Raw genomic sequence first — 17882 nt, forward strand, 5'->3', positions numbered from 1 at the left:
ACTGTCTCCAAAGCAAGACTGTAGCAGAGATCCCAATGCCAGATAGCACCATAAGAACTTATTACTTAAGAGGCATTGTGAGGGTTGAAATACAAACGCTTGCCAGACAAAATGCCCATTATATTGAAGAGAAGGGATACAGTTCATGCTAGCAAAACCAATGATTGACCAACTGAATGCTCAGATTAATTTGGAGTTTTTTTCATCAAATCTATACTTACAAATGAGTGCTTGGTGTGAAGACAGAGGGTTTGAAGGTGCAGCGCAGTTTATGCGTAAGCATGCGCAAGAAGAAATGGAGCATATGCAGCGCTTATTCACTTACGTGAGCGAGACAGGTGCAATGCCAATTCTTGGCACGATTGAAGCGCCGCGTCACCATTTTGAATCACTCGGCGAAGTGTTTCGTGAAACGTACAAACATGAGCAACTCATTACTGAGAAAATTAACCATTTGGCACATGTGGCGTTCACCACGCAGGATTATTCTACGTTCAACTTCCTGCAATGGTATGTCGCCGAGCAACACGAAGAAGAAAAATTATTCAAAAGTGTTATCGACAAAATTGAACTGGTAGGGGAAGACGGAAAAGCCCTGTTCTTCATTGATAAAGATTTGGCAGAGATGGCAAAACAAGCGCCTACTTCTGTGATGGATAGCCCCGTGGCGTAACACTATTATCGTGTCTTCGCTCGGGCTTCCCATCGTTAATAATGGGAGATGAAACCATGAGCGGAGACGCCTTAATTATTGCAATTTTTTTCGTCGCGCTAGCGAACATACTGCGCTATTTGAGTTCGCTTCGGGCGCTACTCGTGATGATGCGTGAAGCGAATCCGTTGCTGTATCAGCAAATGAACCGTGGTAGTAGTAACTTTTTCTCCTCTCAGGGCGACATCAGCCGCCAAAAGCGATTGTTTCACTATATTCGCTGTCAGGAATATCTCCATCACCATGATGGGGCATTTATTGCTAAGTGCAATAAAGTCAGACACTTGTTCATTCTATCGACCGCCCTTGTACTCGCTTTGATTTTTTCACTCTTTTTTGTGGCGTTCACTGGTCTTTAAGTTCCTTCTTAGTGCATAACAAAAAAACGCCGACAGATGTTGGCGTTTTTTTTGATACCCTCTTTACCAAGAAAAACATCGATAAATGAAAGGACAACGACGTGGATGGATTTTTGGCGTGGTGGCGCTCGAGTTCGGAAGAGCTCAATTTTGCTTGGCTTGAACATATTGCAGTACTACTCGCGATGGCAGCGTTTGCATGGCTTGTTTGGCGAGTTGTGTTTGGGCGCTTGGTCGCGATATCGATGAAAACCAAAACGGAATGGGACACCATCATGCTGCAATCGGTCAGCGTTCCCATCAGTGTATTGATTTGGTTGTGGCCCTCTAGTTTTGTGCTGGACAGCGTAATAGCCGTCACTGAAAAAACAGGTGAGAGTTGGCTGTTTATCTCCAGGAGAGTGATGGTATTCGCTGTCATTCTTTGGATCATGTTGCGCTTGGTTAATCGCATTGAAGCCTACTTGATGAAATCCGATACCCGCGACCAAACTACCGTGTCTGCCATGGGACATGTGCTGCGCTTGCTCCTAGCGGTTATCGGCGTACTGACGGCATTGCAGGCGTTTGGGATTAGCTTGACGGGGTTGCTGACCTTTGGCGGTGTTGGCGGGTTAATTGTTGGCTTGGCGGCGAAAGATTTACTGTCAAACTTCTTTGGCGGTTTGATGATCTACTTTGACCGTCCTTTTAGCGTTGGGGATTGGATTAGCTCACCTGATAGAAATATAGAAGGAACGGTTGAGCGCATTGGTATGCGCATGACCATGATACGCACCTTTGAAAGTCGCCCGTTATACGTACCCAACTCTGTTTTCAGTAGCATTGTGGTACAAAACCCTTCACGAATGCAGCATCGACGTATCAATGAAACCATCGGGCTTCGTTACAAAGATGCCAGCAAGATGGCGGCCATTGTGGCGGATGTTAAAGTCATGCTCGAGACACATCCTGACATAGAACAACGTTCAACCTTGATGGTGAACTTCGATGCTTTTGCTGGTTCATCGCTGAACTTCTTTATTTATACGTTTACCAAGACCGTCAATTGGGCGCGTTACCATGAAGTCAAACAAGACGTGATGCTGAAGATTGTTGAAATTGTTCATGCACATGGCGCTGACTTTGCCTTCCCATCGCGCACCATCTCCTTTGATAAAGACGAGGCTATCGAGGCTGCCATCCCCGTGCCTGAGGCCATTGGCGGCACATCAAATACGCCATGAGTGGTAAACTCACTGGCTCAAGGTGATCAGGGCGGCTACAATGCCGCCCTATTTGAAACCAGACCGAATTGAAGCAGTAGAGTGTAGTGATGAAGCAAGTTGATGTGGTGATCATTGGTGCAGGTGCCGCAGGCCTGATGTGCGCCGCGCAAGCAGGTAAGCGCGGTCGTTCCGTGCTGGTGGTCGACAATGGCAAAAAACCGGGACGAAAAATTCTTATCTCCGGTGGTGGTCGTTGCAACTTCACCAACTACGACGTCACAGCGGCGAACTTTGTTTGTCGTAACCCGCACTTTGCTAAATCGGCATTGGCGCAATATAGCCAGTGGGATTTCTTCTCCATGGTTAATGAGCATGGCATTGCGTGGGAAGAGCGTGATCACGGCCAATTGTTTTGCATTGATTCGGCGAAAGATATCGTCGAAATGCTGCTAAAAGAGTGTGATTTACCGAATGTTGAGCAGCGTTACCGTTGTGACGTGCATGACATCGAAAAAACAGACGAAGGTTTTACCTTAAAACTGGATACCGACACCGTAGCTTGCCAATCACTGGTCGTTGCTACCGGAGGGTTGTCCATGCCTAAATTGGGTGCGACGCCGTTTGGCTATCAAATCGCGGAACAATTTGGGCTAGCGCGAATCCCTACCACCGCTGGCTTAGTACCGTTCACGCTGCATGATAAAGACAAAGCGGCGTTTTCCGATCTGTCAGGCATTGCGATACCGGTTACTGTCACGTCAGAAAACGACGTGACGTTTAAAGAAAACCTCTTGTTCACCCATCGTGGTCTGTCTGGCCCTGTTGTGCTGCAAATCAGCTCTTACTGGGTGCCAGGAGAGAAGGTGACGGTGAACCTGCTGCCGGATTTGGACGTGGTAGACACATTGAATGCCATGCGAGAGAAGCATCCTGCGCAGAGCTTGAAGAATAGCTTGTCCCGCTTACTGCCTAAGCGCTTGGTTGAAGCGATGATCACGCGCGGTGATATTGAAGATAAACCGCTTAAGCAGTTAAATCCGAAAGACATTGAAAAGCTCGCAGAGTACCTGCACCAATGGAACATTGCGCCTAACGGCACTGAAGGCTACCGCACGGCGGAAGTGACCTTAGGTGGCGTGGATACAGACGAATTATCATCAAAAACCATGGAGACAAAGAATGTCTCTGGGCTTTATTTTGTTGGCGAAGTCATGGATGTATCAGGCTGGTTAGGTGGCTATAATTTTCAGTGGGCTTGGAGCTCAGGTTGGGTTGCAGGGCAACATGTTTGATGTGTGACCGTCACGGATCATGACTGACGGGTTTGGACGTAACTAATTGAAAAACAATCAAGATGGAGTCTTTGTAAGGCTCCATTAATGTGATGAAACACAGCTTTTTTTCTACGCGCTGACACGATGTTTTAAACCCTCAAAATAAACCTTTACAAAAATAACTGTTCGAGTATTATTCACCTCGCTCTGTTGTGCAGGGTTATTAATGAAACACGAAAGTAAAAGTAAAAATTCAGTTTGCCTTCCATTGTTGTGCCCTCTGCGTTTCCCTTAGCTTCATCGTAACATTCAATAATTCAGGTTCTCAGTGCATCGCATTATTGCGAATTTCTTATGAATTAATAAATTAAGGGACACACAATGTCTAACAAAACAACTGGTCTGGTAAAGTGGTTTAACGAAGAGAAAGGTTTCGGTTTCATCACTCAAGACAACGGCGGTGCTGACGTATTCGTTCACTTCCGTGCAATCGCTTCTGAAGGCTTCAAGACTCTGTCTGAAGGTCAGAAAGTATCTTTCGAAGTTGAGCAAGGCCAAAAAGGCCCACAAGCTGCGAACGTAGTAGCTCTATAATTTCGAAAGAAGACGCAGATGGTTATCCATCTGCGTTTTTTTATGTCTAAAATTCGCCAAATCCACTCTATATACCTTCTTCGTAATACTTTCTAACGCTTCTCAATTTCCTGTTTAAATTCTCTTCATGTGCTTCTTTGCGCAATTTCAGTTGATATTTTTATCCCAATTATATTTATTAGCCGCTTATATTTATGCCGTTATTTCGATAAGTCGTTTAGCCACTTAACGCAACGAACTGCGTGTTAAGCGGTATTATGAACAAAAAAGGCGCTACCCGAAGGCTGCACCCATTTGCGATGATGTGATGATATCTGCTCGAAGGGACTTAACCGAAATAATACGAAACACAGTTACCAAAAGGGTCTGTTGTTGCAGACCAGACCCTTGGGCGTAAATCTATCGCAAAAACAGCTTAAACATGATCTTCTGCCACCACTTTCCATAAGGGGGAGTCATGAGCTTTCCTGGGTTGAGCTTCCCGCGGGTGAAAACGGTTTTGGCATGGCTGAATGTACGAAACCCTTCAATACCGTGGTAACTCCCGAGCCCTGACGGCCCAACACCGCCGAATGGCGCATCGTCGACCGCCACTTGCATGATGGTGTCATTGATCGCGATAGAGCCCGAGTGGGTATGGCGGATCACATGACGTGTGAAGTTCTCATCGAAGGTCATCAAATACAGGGCGAGAGGGCGCGGCATTTCCTTTACTGTATTGATGACATCATGCACATCTTGATAGGTAATGATGGGCAGCAGAGGGCCAAAGATTTCTTCCTGCATGATGGCGCTTTCTTCGGGGGGGTTGATCACTAGATGAAGCGCCATTTTCCGTGATTCTGGTAAGGATGCGATATCGCTAAGTGGAATGACGTTAATGTCACGCTGTTTGGCATCATCAATCAGTGACTCAAGCCTTGCGAATTGGCGGTCATTAATAATGGCAGTGCGATCATCACTTTGTATGCCTTTCGGATAGGCGGCTTGCCACTGAGCTCGCAGCGCTTCGATCACCTCATCCAATTTATCTTCGTGAATAAATACATGGTCAGGTGCGACACAGATTTGTCCCGCATTGAGGTTTTTGCCAAATATTAGTCGTTCAGCCGCCAGTGCAGGGGAGATGTCAGGCGCAATGATCACCGGAGATTTTCCTCCTAACTCCAGTGTGACTGGCGTTAGGTTGGCGGCTGCCGCTTCCATCACTTTCTTACCCACTTCGGTAGAACCGGTGAACAGCAGGTGATCAAAAGGGAGTTGGGTAAACGCTGTCGCTACCTCAACCTCGCCTTCCACAACAGTGACTTGGTCTTCGGAAAAGGCATCGCTTAGTAGGGTTTTTAACGCTTGATTGGTGAGCGGGGTAAACTCGCTCATTTTCAGCATCACGCGGTTGCCGGCGGCGATCGCTGTCATCAGTGGGATAAGGCTTAACGTGATGGGAAAATTCCACGGCACGATGATACCCACCACACCAAGAGGTTGGTAATGCACTTCTACTTTAGCCGGTGTAAGTAATAGCCCAGCAGAGCGGCGTGAAGGCTTCATCCAGCGCTTTAACTTGCGCTTGGTATACCTGAGCATTTGAAAGCAAGGCATGATGTCAGCCATCAAGCTGTCGGTGTGGCTGCGATGACCATAATCTTGCGATAAGGCATTAACCAGCGCATCAGCATGCTTACTTAGCGCGGATTGAAGGCGAGTCAAATCATCAATGCGTTGGGCATAGCTACTATCGGAAACCTGACGACTCAAGCCGACTTGTTTAGAAAACTGTGCTTCCAACAACTCAATTTGTTGTTGAACTGGCATTGGATTGGCCATTGAGACCACTGTCATGTTTACGCGTCCTTCATGCGATATGCCTAGCGCTACATTAAATTGTGTCGCAAAAATTTGCAAATTTGATACATATTACGGTGTTACTGCAATGTGCTGGCGATCTGATTCGAAAATACGCATGAATTGCTCTAAATATGTCGACATGATGCTGGCATTTTTTTTCTCACCCAATGCGGCCATGAGTTCAATACCTACCTCACAAGTACAGAGCGACCCCGAGGGTTGATTGCGGCGCAATGAATAGCGGGTTGTCAGTCCTTCGGGCAACGTTACCGTTGGGACATCCTCTAGCCAAGGGCTTTGACGAAGCATTTTCCTAGCCTGTTGCCAGGTCGCATCCACAATAATGAAATGCAGCGGCTTGGCGTATGACGCAGATGATTGGCGAGATACGACCTTATCGAGTGGCTGCGCGGTATCGCTTGGGAAGACCAAGAAAGGCTGAACTGCGGGATCAGCCAGCAGGGTTAGCAACTCTGACGGTGGCGTTTTTCGCTGCCAAATATGGCGGCGGCAATGAGGTAATGCCGCCTCTAAAAGCCGACCGGTGTTGCTCGTGCGTTGAGCTTCGGTTTCGTGCATCAATAGCTCAATACGCAACTCGCTGGTTAGCGATGGAGTATGCTCGCATAAGCAATTGTAATGAAAGCCACAGCCTTGGCACGGTGCTGGTTTGGTCGACAAAATGGTTTCCTTAGGGTCTTTTGATCTTTGGTGGCTAAATTTTGTTCTAGCTAAAAGCGTTTAGGCGAGGCGAGGTGTGTGCCGCCTAGTCATTCTAAGCAAACACGCCTCAACAAAGCATAAAACGCTTTTGGCAGAACCCTTCGGGCAGCGTTTGTGGCGACTTTCTCCTGCGTTATCGACTTCTCATGTAGGCCACTACACATCGTAGCCTCTGCCTTGTATAAAGCCGCCACAAACTGCTGCAAAAATCATCACCAAAGATCAACAGACCCTAGTGATGATTTTCGTCATGGTGTTATTTGAAGGTGATGCCTTGTTGTTGAGGGTATATGCCGTCAGCAAACAAATAGGTATCACTTTCATCAGGAAGGCTCACTTCAGGGGCCAGCGAAGGGTTGCTCGGATAGCGTTTTCCGTCAAACATGAGCACGCGTGTGGAGGCTTTCGCACCGCCCCCACCCACTGGCATGATCAAATCACGCCAGCCGTTCTGCGTGATGCTTCCTAGCTGGAAGGGTAAATGCACCAATGTGATGCGACTGTTGAAGACCCAATCACCGTTTTGGTTGGCAAACACCAACAATGTACATCCACCGCTGCCGCACCAATCGGTAAAAACGAAAAGTTCGTCTTCGCCATCATCATTGAGATCTTGCGTTAACCAACGATAACGCATGCCCGCAGCTTCCTTGGCGGCATCGCCAAGGTATGCCAGCAATGCCGCATCCACGTCTGGGTTATAGATTGCAGAGCCTTCGACGCCGTAAGAGGTTACTTTTGAGCCCGTGGCAGACACGGCGGTTACTTCACTGCCTACCATCAATGATAAGGCCAACCCTTCTGTGCCTAAGCTGTACTCGCGGCCATTGACGGTTTCAGTTTTTGCCGTGAGTGTTAAACCATTGCGCTGAAATACGCGCTCACTGACCAGATATTGCCCTTGATGACGCGTCATCATCACTTGAACTTCAATGGGGCTGACTTGTTGCCATACGCCCGTTTCTTCGATATCAGGCTCATTGACTTGCTGGTAGCGTGTGGTCGCCGAATGATCAGCATTGAGGGTGACGGTGGTGGTGAGTCGAACCTCTCCTTGTGTTGTGATGCCTTGATAATCGCCGACCCAAGCTTGGGTGGGATCATTGGCTGACAAGGTGGCACAGCCTTCCCATGACTGATTGCCTTTGGTGAATGTGGATGTCCAGCCATAGATACTGTCACTCATGCCATCGCTACACAGTGCAGGGCGAAGTGTCAATGTGGCACCTTCTGCGTGGTAAATACGAGCTTCTTGGCTGATATGACGTTCCTTGAGCGTGAAGTTTTCACTTTCAAAGCCCAAGCGACTTAATTGCAGTGTATTGCTAGAGATCGACACTGACCAAAACGGTTCAGTCCCTGACGCCACAGTGAGATTGCGACGTTGCTGACAGCCATCAATTTCAGCAGACATGAGATTGAGTTGCGTGACTTTAAAGCTTGCTGGGTAATCTGCAGCAAATCCATCGTGTGGCGGAGCGACAAATTCACCAATCACTTCGCCATAAATGGTGTTGTACGGGCTTGAACTCAGCGCCATGCTTTGTTGAGCCGTGGCGGGATCAAACTGCAGCCAATATTGGCTATTACTACCACAGGGGGTAATGGCTCGAGCCTCGTGTCCTAGCGTTACTTCGCCGCGCAACATAAAGCGTTGGATTGATGGCGGCTTAGCGGCTTGGTCGGATGCCTTTTGGGATGCCTGCGGGGATAAGTCGTCCGAGTTGCCCAGTTCGACGGGGCCCGAGGGTGACAGGCTACAGGCCGAAAGCAAGCTAATCGCACTCGCGATGCTCAGTGTTTTGATAAGGCGGCAGTTTGAGGTTGGCAACGGAGATTCCTCTTCTCTTTCATTAGCTAACAGGGTATACCGAAGAATCCTGCTTCTTCAGGTTACTTGGGTATACAGCCTTGATGATGGCATTCACACCAATTGGGGGAATTATGGCGTATTGGCTGTTAAAAACCGAGCCAGATACTTTTTCTATAGACACTTTAAAACAGCAAAAGGTCTCTTGTTGGGAAGGTGTTCGAAATTATCAAGCACGAAACATGATGCGCGATGGTATGACGCTTGGGGATTTGGTGTTGATTTATCACTCGTCATGTAAAGACGTTGGCGTGGTGGGGATCGGAGAAGTGGTGAAAGAAGCCTATCCTGATCATTTCCAGTTTGACCCTGAAAGCCCGTACTTTGATCCCAAAAGCTCCCCTGAAAATCCTCGCTGGATCATGGTTGATATCGAATATCGCCAGCATCTGCGTTATGTCTCTTTGGCGCGCATCAAGTCCAACCCAGCGTTAGAGGAAATGCCACTGGTGAAGAAAGGCAGTCGTCTCAGCATCATGCCTGTCACGGACATGCAGTGGAATGAGATCCTTGCCATGTCAGCAACGCCAATCAGGTAACGAACGAGTCGAACAAGAAAAGAAAACGGCAGCGGGGGGAGCGCTACCGTTGGGATGTATGCGAGCAAGCTCCGTGCTTACAGCAGGTGCTTCTCAAGGTAGCGAGCAACGGCTTCGTCTGCATGGCTACCAATGACTTCGTTGTTTGGTAGTGTAGCCTTCACGCGAGGGTGCGCCGTTTCCATGACCAAACCTTTTTTCGCCGCCGTCAGCATTTCTACGTCGTTCATGCCATCGCCAAATGCGATGCACTCTTCGAGGCTAAAGCCTTTGATTTCCGCGACAGCTTTAAGTGCATCTCCTTTCGATACGCCTGCGCCCATGACTTCAAGACAAAAAGGCGTTGAAAATGCCACGCTGACTTTGTCGCCAAACTTTTCAACAAGCTTGTGTTCGTAAGTCGTTAGGTAGTCGTGGTCATGACGAATGAAGAAGATTTTGGCCACGTCTTCTAGCGGCGGATTCTCTGGGTCAAATAGCTCTGCACTAAAACCAGAATCTTTGTGGTATTTCGCAAGATCTTCATCAATGCGGTTGAGCAACCAATCGTTTTCACGGTAGATATGGATAGTGACGGTTTCATCGTTTTTCACCATATTGATCAGCTCAGGAATTAGCGCGGGATCGACATTTCGGCTAAATATCAGGTTATCGTCAGCATCATGAACGCGAGCACCGTTTGAGGTGATCATGAAAGCTGGAATACCCACGTTTTGTCGAATGTGTGCCACATCGATATGGTGACGGCCCGTTGCGAAGACAAAGTGTTCGCCTTTTTGATGCAGGCGCTGAAGGACATCGCGTGTGTATGGGGCGATGCTATGTTCGGGAGTCAGCAGAGTGCCATCGAGATCGGATGCAACGATTCTGTACATGTGTACCTCAAATTTAAAAAGGATATGCAATACATCCCCAGTGTATCGAAGCACCCGAGAAAGAAAAGGGATCAAATTGCCGGCGTTTTTTTCCTGTTTAGGTTAAATAACCGGCAACTTGCATTGGCGAGAATCGATCCCTTGATTACGCCGACTGCTCTAAGGGCTTGGTATCCATGTCATTGAAAAAGTTGAGACATAAGCTCAATACCGCGTCACGAATAGGGTCTTTCTCAAACAGCAGTTCGTGGCGAGAATCTGCGACTATCTCAAATTGGATGGGCAGACTTGCCGCCTGACGTTTACGGTGGAATTCGAACATAGCATGGTTGCACACCACTTCATCACGCGCTGCTTGCATCAATAAAATGGGCATGTCGATGATGTTTGCTGCATCTAGTGCACGTTCGCAGGCTGACAGACTTTGCCAAATCCATTGCGTGCTGGGGCCACCCACCTTAAGTGTACTGTTATCTTCATACAAGTCGCGAAACCATTGGTAGCGCGGATGAGAACTTGTCAGTAAATTGTGCTTAAACGGCTTTAACCAATAAGGCACTTGTCCCGGAGCATAGCCTGCAGGGTGATGGATCTCAGACAACAAACGACAGAGAGGCTTGGCCGCTTTTTGCAATAGTGGAGACAGGTTGATGCCAAACATCGGGGCACTCAATACTAACGCATCGATTGCCGCTGGCTTTCTCGCGGCATAAAGCGTGGAGATAGCACCACCCATTGAATGAGCGAGGATCATGCGTTGCTGGTGAGGCTTTTGTGTGACGACTTCGTCAATAAAGGTTTCGAGATCGTCAACATAGTGCTCAAACTCGACCACATGGCCAATGTCACTGCCTGTCACTAAACGATGACTGTGCCCCTGACCACGGTGATCGCAGCTGTAAACGTCATACCCTTGTTGGAATAAGTCGAAAAACACTTCCTGATATTTTTCTACTGACTCAATGCGACCATTGACCACCACAATAGCGCGAGTGTGTTCTGGCTTAGTAAAGGCACACCAGTTCAGACGCAGGCCATCTTGACCAATGACTTGCCCTTGCTGACGCGTTGCCCAAAAAGGGGCAATCTGATCCGTCATTGTATTGTTGAGTTCATCTTCGCGAGAAAATAAAAAAGGGCGTTCAATTGACATGTACATTCCGCTCTGGGGTTTTTATTTAGCATATCACGACAGGCGAGAAGTGCTTGGTTAAGTGTTAGCCAATCTCGCGGATAGATGCTGATACCGTTCGTTGAGACAAGATTTAGGCGAATAGAAACCACAAATAGTCACAAACAAAAACAGCCAGCAAAGGCTGGCTGTTTGGTCTTCATGCGAATTGTACTATTACGTCGAATGACTTTATTGCGCGAAGTTAAAGTAAGTGGCTGAGCCTGGGCCGACTGGCATACCTGCAACAAACACCCACAGGTAGAAGAACACGCTCCAGCCAACAAGGAATATCAGGCTGTAAGGCAGCATGGTGGCTATTAAGGTACCGATACCCAAGTCGCGCTTATATCGAGAAGCCACCGCCAGAATCAGGCCAAAGTAACTCATCATCGGGGTGATAAGGTTCGTCACTGAGTCACCGATACGGTAAGCCGCTTGAATGGTTTCCGGTGCGTAACCAACTAGCATCAGCATTGGAACGAATATTGGTGCCGTTACTGCCCACTGTGCAGACGCCGAACCGAGTGTCAGGTTGATGATGCCGCACATAATAATGAAAGCAAAGAACAGCATTGGCCCAGTCAGACCGATGTTTTGTAGAAAGTCTGCACCACCTACCGCGATGACTTGGCCGAAGTTCGTCCATTTAAACAGGGCAACAAATTGCGCAGCAAAGAAGACGAGAACAATGTACAGACCCATGGCGCTGATGGACTTCGCCATCGCGTCAATGACGTCACGGTCATTATTCATGGTGCCGACGGTTTTACCGTAGACGTAACCAGGGACAGCAAAGAACACCAGAATAAACGCGACGATACCTTTCAAGAACGGTGAACCCGCGACCGCGCCAGTTTCAGGGTGACGCAGGATACCCCACTCAGGCACGATGGTCAGTGCGAGTAATGCAGAGACAACCAATGCTGCGATACCAGCATTGCGCATACCGCGTCTTTCAAGGTCGGTGACTTTCCCTGCTTCTTTGGCTTCAAAGTCTTCTGCCGCCATAGATTGGTCGTATTTGCCCAACTTCGGTTCAACGATTTTCTCTGTGACCCACGCACCAAGGATGGTGATAAGGAAGGTTGAGGCAAACATGAAGTACCAGTTCGCTTCAGGGCCGACGGTATAGCTTGGGTCAATCATCTGTGCTGAGGTTTCGGTGATACCTGATAGTAGCGGATCGACGGTACCCAACAGCAAGTTAGCGGAGTAACCACCGGAAACACCGGCAAATGCAGCGGCAAGGCCTGCCAGCGGGTGACGCCCTAACGAGTGGAATATCATCGCAGCCAGTGGGATCAGTACCACATAGCCAAGCTCTGACGCGGTGTTTGATACGATACCAGCGAAGACCACCGTCAGGGTTACCATACGCGCTGACGCGCCCATAACCATTGAACGCATGGTGGCGGACAACAGACCTGAGTGTTCAGCGACGGCGACACCCATCATGGCAACTAATACTGTGCCTAGGGGGGCAAAACCAGTGAAGTTTTTCACTAGGTTGGTCACAATCAGTTGAACGCCTTCTGCGTTTAGCAGGCTTTTCACATAGATCATGCCATCGGCAGCGCGTCCGGCTGTGCCTTCAGGACGAGGATCGGCAACAGACATGCCGAAGTAACCTGCAATACCAGATGCAAAGAAAATGGCCACACACAAGATGGCGAACAAAGTGACGGGGTGTGGAAGCAAGTTACCGAGAAATTCTACGGAATCGAGAAAACGGGAAAAAAGTGATTTTTTCGGCTTCCCGCCATTGTGGTGTTGCGAAGCTGATGTCTGCATCAGTTCCTCCATGTTAGACAACTTTCCATTTTTGTTGGGAGCATGCTAGGTCATAAAAAAGGGTCAATGCAATACTTACTGCTACCAAATGACAATAAATCAGCCATATTATTTAAATAAAACGCAACATTTGGCGTCAAATGTTGTTTGGTTTTTGTTCGGTTTGGCTAAATTGTCAGCAGGTTTACAATTCCAATATCAATCGGTGCGGTTGTGCCACTCTCGGAAGATAAGATGCAGAAAAAAGTCTTTTATATTGAACTGTTGCGTGTGGTCGCCGCGATTGCAGTGATCGCAATCCATGTGTTGGGGCCATATCGCTACATTGTGGGCGATATTCCAGTGAGTGACTGGCTCTCCGCCATTTCAATTAATGGTGCAAGTCGTTGGGCGGTGCCTGTTTTCATTATGATCACAGGTGCATTAATGCTGTCGGACACTCGTTCGTTTTCCGCATCGTATTTTGTGAAACGCCGAGTCATGAAAGTGTTTGTACCCTTTGTTATTTGGTCTGTTTTTTATGCGGTTTTGGCGGCGATATCGTTACAAAATGTAAATTGGTCAGAAACCGTACAGCGATTGATGCAATTTCCAGTGGAAGAAACGTACTATCATCTGGGATTTTTCTACTATTTTCTGCCGCTATATCTTCTAATTCCAATATTACGGCCTATGGCACAGCAAAAATCGCCAGATGCCTTTAATGCCTTGTTAGCAATATGGCTTGGCTTATGCACCGCTAGGCTAATGGGGATGGACTTGGGGCTGGTTGAGGATTTTGTGCTGTACGGGGGCTACTTAATGCTGGGCTATGCACTGCACAAGTACGAAGCACCGTTCAAATTATTGTTCTTTATCGGTGTGCTGGCGCTGGTGGCGACAGAGTACACGGCGATTTCTCAAAGTGTCTCAAAAGGGTCATACACAAGTGCGGGTTGGTTTTCCTATAAAACAGTCAACACTGTGCTGATCGCCACCATGGTGTTTGTGCTGTGTAAGCGCTGGGCAGAAAACGTGTCTGAGAAATGGCAAAAGCGGATCACTGCGGTGAGCCGACACTCACTCGGTATTTACTTGATACATCCCATTTTCTTATGGCCACTGAGAGAGGCCAACATGGTGTTTGGCATGGCGTGGCTGAGTATTCCATTGGTGACACTGGCCGTGTTTGCATTGTCATATTGGGCCAGTGTCAGATTGTCGAGGTGGCGGGTTACTGCTTGGCTCGTGCCGTGATCACTGAATGGTTTGTAGTTTGGCAAAGTGAACAAAGTCCGAACCACGGTAGGTCAGTCGACCACAATCTCCTGGCTGCAGAGCATGGTAGTAGTGAATACCGACTTGGAATTCGCGTTTCGGGCCCCCTGACATGGGCTCGACATAAATCCAATACTCTTCAGGATCTTGGTGTTGTTCATCACTTGGTAGGGCAACGGCCTGTTTATCAAGTATACGAATGTCGATAGCACGCTCTTCTGCACCTTGTCCGAGAGTGTGTTTTTGAAAGGTGAATACAAAGTAGACGCCAGCGATCACAGCAAGGGCGATCACGAGCAAAATCACAGAAATGGGCACGTTTGTCTCCTTAATCCGGCCACAAAAGGCCGGCAGTGAGTCTACTTCAGAACAAGGGCTGACAAACCTTCACCAGAAAAAATTCGTGATCGAAAGCACTTATCTGAGTCAGATTTAACGCTAACGTAAGTGAAGTTAAAGAGTTTTCTCATTTTTAGTGATATGACGTAAGCTAATGGAAAGAGATATATTGGGTGATAGACACGGCTCAATGACGGACCCGAGGAGGCCAGCATGGATGACATTGCAGTTGTTGTGAGACAAAGTCGGCGTCTGGAGCGTTTGCTGAAAGAGCATTACCACGCCCAAGGGCGAGGGCTTCATGAACTTGTGAGCAGTTGTCAGGAGCGATTACCCCACGACGTAATTGCCAAACTGCGCTTCGTTGCCACGATCAGAAATAAAGCAGTGCACGAAGATGGCTACGAAGTGGATGACATGCGAGGTTTTGTTTCTGCCTGCAAGCAGTGCGAAAAAGAACTTCAACCTCGTAGTAGCCGAATGATTTGGCGCGCGGCTATTTTCCTGATTTTTGCCGTCACCGCCGGTGCGGTATGGTTTTATATCGAAAACTGGCGCCATATCGTCGGCAATTGATCGACGCGATAACGCGAAATTAAATAGAAGAGCACCTGTATCGGTGCTTTTTTTGTATCCGCGAGTCGTGCGATAAGGGGGTTCTGCGGTGCGAATTATCAAGTTTTCGTCGCTAAAATAAGACGAACAGTGACATGAAAAGGCTTACCCTTTTTAAGGGGATAGGCAGTACTGCCTTATGATTTTTTTCACCCGTACTCTCAGATGTTATCGACCCTAGAATTTGATGCGTGGTTCGCTTTCTGAGACATGTGCGGTGGACTTTCCATATTGCATCCCTAGACTTGGTTGGCTTGCAATTTAAGGGAAGAATTCATGTTGAGTTGGCTTGCTGTTTGGTGTTCAGGGCTACTGCACATCAATGCTGCTTACAAGGGACCTCGCTGGCAGTTTTATCTGTTCAAGCCATTGACGATTGCATTGATGATGCTGATTGTAGTGACTGGTGGCGAAGCAAACACTTATGCCTACTTAGTCTTGGCGGGGTTGCTGTTCTCGTTGTTTGGTGACGTATTCTTGATGTTGCCAAAAGACAGGTTCATTCCTGGGCTTCTCAGTTTTCTCGTTGCTCACATCTTCTATAGTGTCGCCTTCTGGCTGCAATTTGATGGGACGATGGTGTGGTGGTTGCCATCATTGCTTGGCGCTGCCAGTGTGATCATTTTTCTCTTACTGCTTCCCAATCTTGGGCCTTTATTAGTGCCTGTTGGTGTTTATATTGCCGTGATTGCGCAAATGGCGTGGGGGGCGGGTGAGTTTTGGATGAATACCCATTCCCAAATGGCTGCTTACGCATTTGGTGGTGCGTTGTTGTTTATGGTGTCGGATACCGTGCTGGCATTTGAGCGGTTCAAAGGACCGTTTCGCGCTTCCGTCGTCTTAGTGATGAGCACCTATTTCTGCGCACAAGGTCTTATCACGTTGTCCGCGATTTCTGGGTAATAAGGAGTCAAAGATGTCTTGGGTTCAAGTGTATAGTGCAAGCAATTCACTGGAAGCACATAGCCTGAAAGGGATGCTTGAAGCCATGGGAATGGACGTCATGCTAAAAGGTGATTCACTGTCGAGTGCTACCGGAGAGCTTCCTGCCGATGTGGTTGCAGTGACCTTATGGGTGGACGTGCTGCGCTCAGAGAAAGCGCGAGAGGCGCTTCATCAATATGAATTGCAGGCAGAAAGTCTTTGGTTTTGTTCCTCGTGTCAGGAGGAAAATAGCGGTAGCTTTGAGATTTGCTGGCAATGCAGTACACCGCGTAATGAATCCTGATCAAGATTGCGGCATGTCAAAGTAGTGGTAACGAGAGTGTGTTTTTATGCCTTTCGTTTAAGTTGTGCGCTGTTGGAGTTTGAATGTCTGCGTCAATTCATGTTCATGAGGTACTCAATTACCTCAAAGCTCAATCTGTGTCGGAACAGGCATTGGTTGATTGGGTGAGTGGTCAATGGGGAAGCTCGGCGCGTTTTCATACTTGCAGTCAAAATGGACTGTCATTGAGTGAAGTTCTCGCATTTTTGCGTCGACGTAAGAAAATTCTTGAGCAAGCAGGCTCATTAGTGGTGAACGAAGCGCGTGTTTGCCAACACTGATAACGATTTAATGAATTCAAAAAAGGCCTCGATGAGGCCTTTTTGCTGTTTGTCGCTGTTGATGTTGATCAGATTGTCACCGCGTCGCTGCCAGAATTACTCGCTCAGCATATATTTGCGGCGAATATCGAGCAGGGCAAAGATACCGAAAATCAAAATGGACCATTTCTCCCAGCGGGTCATGGTGATCTTATCGCCAAATGCACCGATGAATATCAGCATCTGTAAGCCGTGCATACAGAACAAGAAAGCGGTCATGATATACAGCGCCATTGCTGCTACACCAGGGAAGGGTGAAACGATATTGGCGATCAGAACCAACCAAACAAAACCAATGGCTGCTTTCGCTAACAAGATGAGTGCTTTCATTTTTCCTCTCTTAGATACAACCGGAAACTCACTTGTCCGGCGTGTTTTTCCTTAATCATGTCCCAGTGGGCAGGAACGTCAGGCAAGCCGAGTTCTTTTTCCGCCTCAATGTAAATCAATGCATTTTTATTTAGCCAGCCATTGTGCTCGAGTTTGGCTAGCGCGTCACTCAACAACTCTTTGCGAAAAGGTGGGTCGATAAAAACCACATCAAACGGCTGACCGGGTTGCGATAGGTATTGCAAAGCATCCGTGTTGTGCACGGTAGCATTGTCGGCTTTCAATGTGGCGAGGTTTTGGTTAATTTGCGCCGCCGCACCCTTGTCTAACTCTAACAAGGTGACGTGATCAGCCTGACGAGACAAGGCTTCAAGCCCCAAGCCACCACTTCCTGCGAATACATCTAAGCATTTCGCTTGGTGTAAATCTGCTGCCAACCAGTTAAAAACTGTCTCTTTGACACGATCTGTGGTTGGTCGTAGGCCTTCTACATTTTTCACAGGCAATTTTCGGCCGCGCCATTTGCCAGAAATAATGCGGACAAAACCAGAACCGCCCCCCGTATTTGATGCAGGCTGATTGCCCCTGCTGTGGGTTTGTTTTGCAGGGTTTTTAGGGTTACGTCTTACCATAGATTTTTTGACCGCCAAGAAGGTGTTAGTATATGTCGGTTCGGTAACGGCTCAGCATTTTCAAGGTCAATTTGCCCTTAATTAAATGATCAGCGACGTAAGGGTTTTTGGCCTCTTTCGCCGAATTTTCTGCGCCGCAATGTATGTACTATACC

Annotated in this window: 20 protein-coding genes; 11 read left to right on the forward strand and 9 right to left on the reverse strand. The window is 47.9% G+C overall.

Annotation, left to right across the window (positions count from 1 at the left end; genetic code table 11):
* Window positions 1–145 precede the first annotated feature (145 nt).
* The 5 genes from ftnA (at window position 146) to cspE (ending at window position 4147) form a co-directional block, all read left to right on the forward strand.
* Window positions 146–673: a non-heme ferritin gene (gene ftnA / locus L4D06_RS17060; RefSeq protein WP_274164340.1), complete on the forward strand. Its 528-nt coding sequence runs from the start codon at window positions 146–148 to the stop codon at window positions 671–673.
* 56 nt (window positions 674–729) lie between these two features.
* Window positions 730–1071: a universal stress protein UspB gene (locus L4D06_RS17065; RefSeq protein WP_274164341.1), complete on the forward strand. Its 342-nt coding sequence runs from the start codon at window positions 730–732 to the stop codon at window positions 1069–1071.
* A gap of 101 nt (window positions 1072–1172) precedes the next feature.
* Window positions 1173–2297 (forward strand): mechanosensitive ion channel family protein, encoded by a 1125-nt coding sequence (locus L4D06_RS17070; protein ID WP_274164342.1) that lies wholly within the window; start codon window positions 1173–1175, stop codon window positions 2295–2297.
* Between the two features lie 89 nt (window positions 2298–2386).
* A complete protein-coding gene (locus L4D06_RS17075) occupies window positions 2387–3571 on the forward strand; it encodes a BaiN/RdsA family NAD(P)/FAD-dependent oxidoreductase (RefSeq protein WP_429740518.1) in 1185 nt (394 codons plus the stop codon).
* Between the two features lie 363 nt (window positions 3572–3934).
* Window positions 3935–4147 carry a transcription antiterminator/RNA stability regulator CspE gene (gene cspE / locus L4D06_RS17080; RefSeq protein ID WP_274164344.1) on the forward strand — a complete coding sequence of 71 codons (213 nt, stop codon included), beginning with the start codon at window positions 3935–3937 and terminating at the stop codon, window positions 4145–4147.
* Window positions 4148–4546: 399 nt separating this feature from the next.
* Here cspE and L4D06_RS17085 read toward each other — a convergent pair whose 3' ends face one another.
* The 3 genes from L4D06_RS17085 to L4D06_RS17095 all read right to left on the reverse strand — a co-directional run bounded on the left by L4D06_RS17085 (window position 4547) and on the right by L4D06_RS17095 (window position 8549).
* Window positions 4547–5989, reverse strand: a complete 1443-nt coding sequence (locus tag L4D06_RS17085; protein ID WP_429740519.1) for a coniferyl aldehyde dehydrogenase — start codon at window positions 5987–5989, stop codon at window positions 4547–4549.
* A 75-nt stretch (window positions 5990–6064) separates the two neighbouring features.
* Window positions 6065–6676 (reverse strand): tRNA-uridine aminocarboxypropyltransferase, encoded by a 612-nt coding sequence (locus L4D06_RS17090; protein WP_274164346.1) that lies wholly within the window; start codon window positions 6674–6676, stop codon window positions 6065–6067.
* A 298-nt stretch (window positions 6677–6974) separates the two neighbouring features.
* A complete protein-coding gene (locus L4D06_RS17095) occupies window positions 6975–8549 on the reverse strand; it encodes a COG3650 family protein (RefSeq protein ID WP_429740520.1) in 1575 nt (524 codons plus the stop codon).
* Between the two features lie 113 nt (window positions 8550–8662).
* Between L4D06_RS17095 and L4D06_RS17100 the strand changes: the two genes are divergently transcribed.
* A complete protein-coding gene (locus tag L4D06_RS17100; RefSeq protein ID WP_274164348.1) occupies window positions 8663–9127 on the forward strand; it encodes an EVE domain-containing protein in 465 nt (154 codons plus the stop codon).
* Between the two features lie 77 nt (window positions 9128–9204).
* On the opposite strand, the gene L4D06_RS17105 is transcribed toward L4D06_RS17100, so the two are convergent.
* The 3 genes from L4D06_RS17105 to L4D06_RS17115 all read right to left on the reverse strand — a co-directional run bounded on the left by L4D06_RS17105 (window position 9205) and on the right by L4D06_RS17115 (window position 12967).
* Complete coding sequence (locus L4D06_RS17105) at window positions 9205–10002, reverse strand: Cof-type HAD-IIB family hydrolase (protein WP_429740521.1); 798 nt, start codon at window positions 10000–10002, stop codon at window positions 9205–9207.
* Between the two features lie 145 nt (window positions 10003–10147).
* Window positions 10148–11155, reverse strand: coding sequence for an alpha/beta fold hydrolase (locus tag L4D06_RS17110; protein WP_429740522.1), 1008 nt, complete (start codon window positions 11153–11155; stop codon window positions 10148–10150).
* Between the two features lie 210 nt (window positions 11156–11365).
* Window positions 11366–12967: an AbgT family transporter gene (locus tag L4D06_RS17115; protein WP_429740523.1), complete on the reverse strand. Its 1602-nt coding sequence runs from the start codon at window positions 12965–12967 to the stop codon at window positions 11366–11368.
* Between the two features lie 234 nt (window positions 12968–13201).
* Between L4D06_RS17115 and L4D06_RS17120 the strand changes: the two genes are divergently transcribed.
* Window positions 13202–14203, forward strand: coding sequence for an acyltransferase (locus L4D06_RS17120; protein ID WP_429740524.1), 1002 nt, complete (start codon window positions 13202–13204; stop codon window positions 14201–14203).
* Here L4D06_RS17120 and L4D06_RS17125 read toward each other — a convergent pair whose 3' ends face one another.
* Window positions 14204–14542 carry a DUF2500 domain-containing protein gene (locus L4D06_RS17125; protein ID WP_274164353.1) on the reverse strand — a complete coding sequence of 113 codons (339 nt, stop codon included), beginning with the start codon at window positions 14540–14542 and terminating at the stop codon, window positions 14204–14206.
* 234 nt (window positions 14543–14776) lie between these two features.
* On the opposite strand from L4D06_RS17125, the gene L4D06_RS17130 reads away from it, so the two are divergent.
* The 4 genes from L4D06_RS17130 (at window position 14777) to L4D06_RS17145 (ending at window position 16726) form a co-directional block, all read left to right on the forward strand.
* A complete protein-coding gene (locus tag L4D06_RS17130; protein ID WP_274164354.1) occupies window positions 14777–15139 on the forward strand; it encodes a DUF4145 domain-containing protein in 363 nt (120 codons plus the stop codon).
* 315 nt (window positions 15140–15454) lie between these two features.
* Window positions 15455–16081 (forward strand): lysoplasmalogenase, encoded by a 627-nt coding sequence (locus tag L4D06_RS17135; RefSeq protein ID WP_274164355.1) that lies wholly within the window; start codon window positions 15455–15457, stop codon window positions 16079–16081.
* 13 nt (window positions 16082–16094) lie between these two features.
* A complete protein-coding gene (locus L4D06_RS17140; protein ID WP_274164356.1) occupies window positions 16095–16406 on the forward strand; it encodes a putative signal transducing protein in 312 nt (103 codons plus the stop codon).
* Between the two features lie 83 nt (window positions 16407–16489).
* Window positions 16490–16726: a YecH family metal-binding protein gene (locus L4D06_RS17145; protein ID WP_274164357.1), complete on the forward strand. Its 237-nt coding sequence runs from the start codon at window positions 16490–16492 to the stop codon at window positions 16724–16726.
* A 96-nt stretch (window positions 16727–16822) separates the two neighbouring features.
* Here the strand turns inward: L4D06_RS17145 and L4D06_RS17150 are convergent, their stop codons facing one another.
* Both L4D06_RS17150 and rsmD read right to left on the reverse strand, forming a co-directional pair.
* Window positions 16823–17095 (reverse strand): DUF1145 domain-containing protein, encoded by a 273-nt coding sequence (locus L4D06_RS17150; RefSeq protein WP_274164358.1) that lies wholly within the window; start codon window positions 17093–17095, stop codon window positions 16823–16825.
* Complete coding sequence (gene rsmD, locus L4D06_RS17155) at window positions 17092–17727, reverse strand: 16S rRNA (guanine(966)-N(2))-methyltransferase RsmD (RefSeq protein ID WP_274164359.1); 636 nt, start codon at window positions 17725–17727, stop codon at window positions 17092–17094. The genes L4D06_RS17150 and rsmD overlap by 4 nt, the downstream gene beginning before the upstream one ends.
* Window positions 17728–17882: the final 155 nt, after the last annotated feature.

It is taken from the genome of Enterovibrio makurazakiensis, assembly GCF_050336585.1.
In the GTDB taxonomy this organism is placed as follows: Bacteria; Pseudomonadota; Gammaproteobacteria; order Enterobacterales; family Vibrionaceae; genus Enterovibrio; species Enterovibrio gelatinilyticus.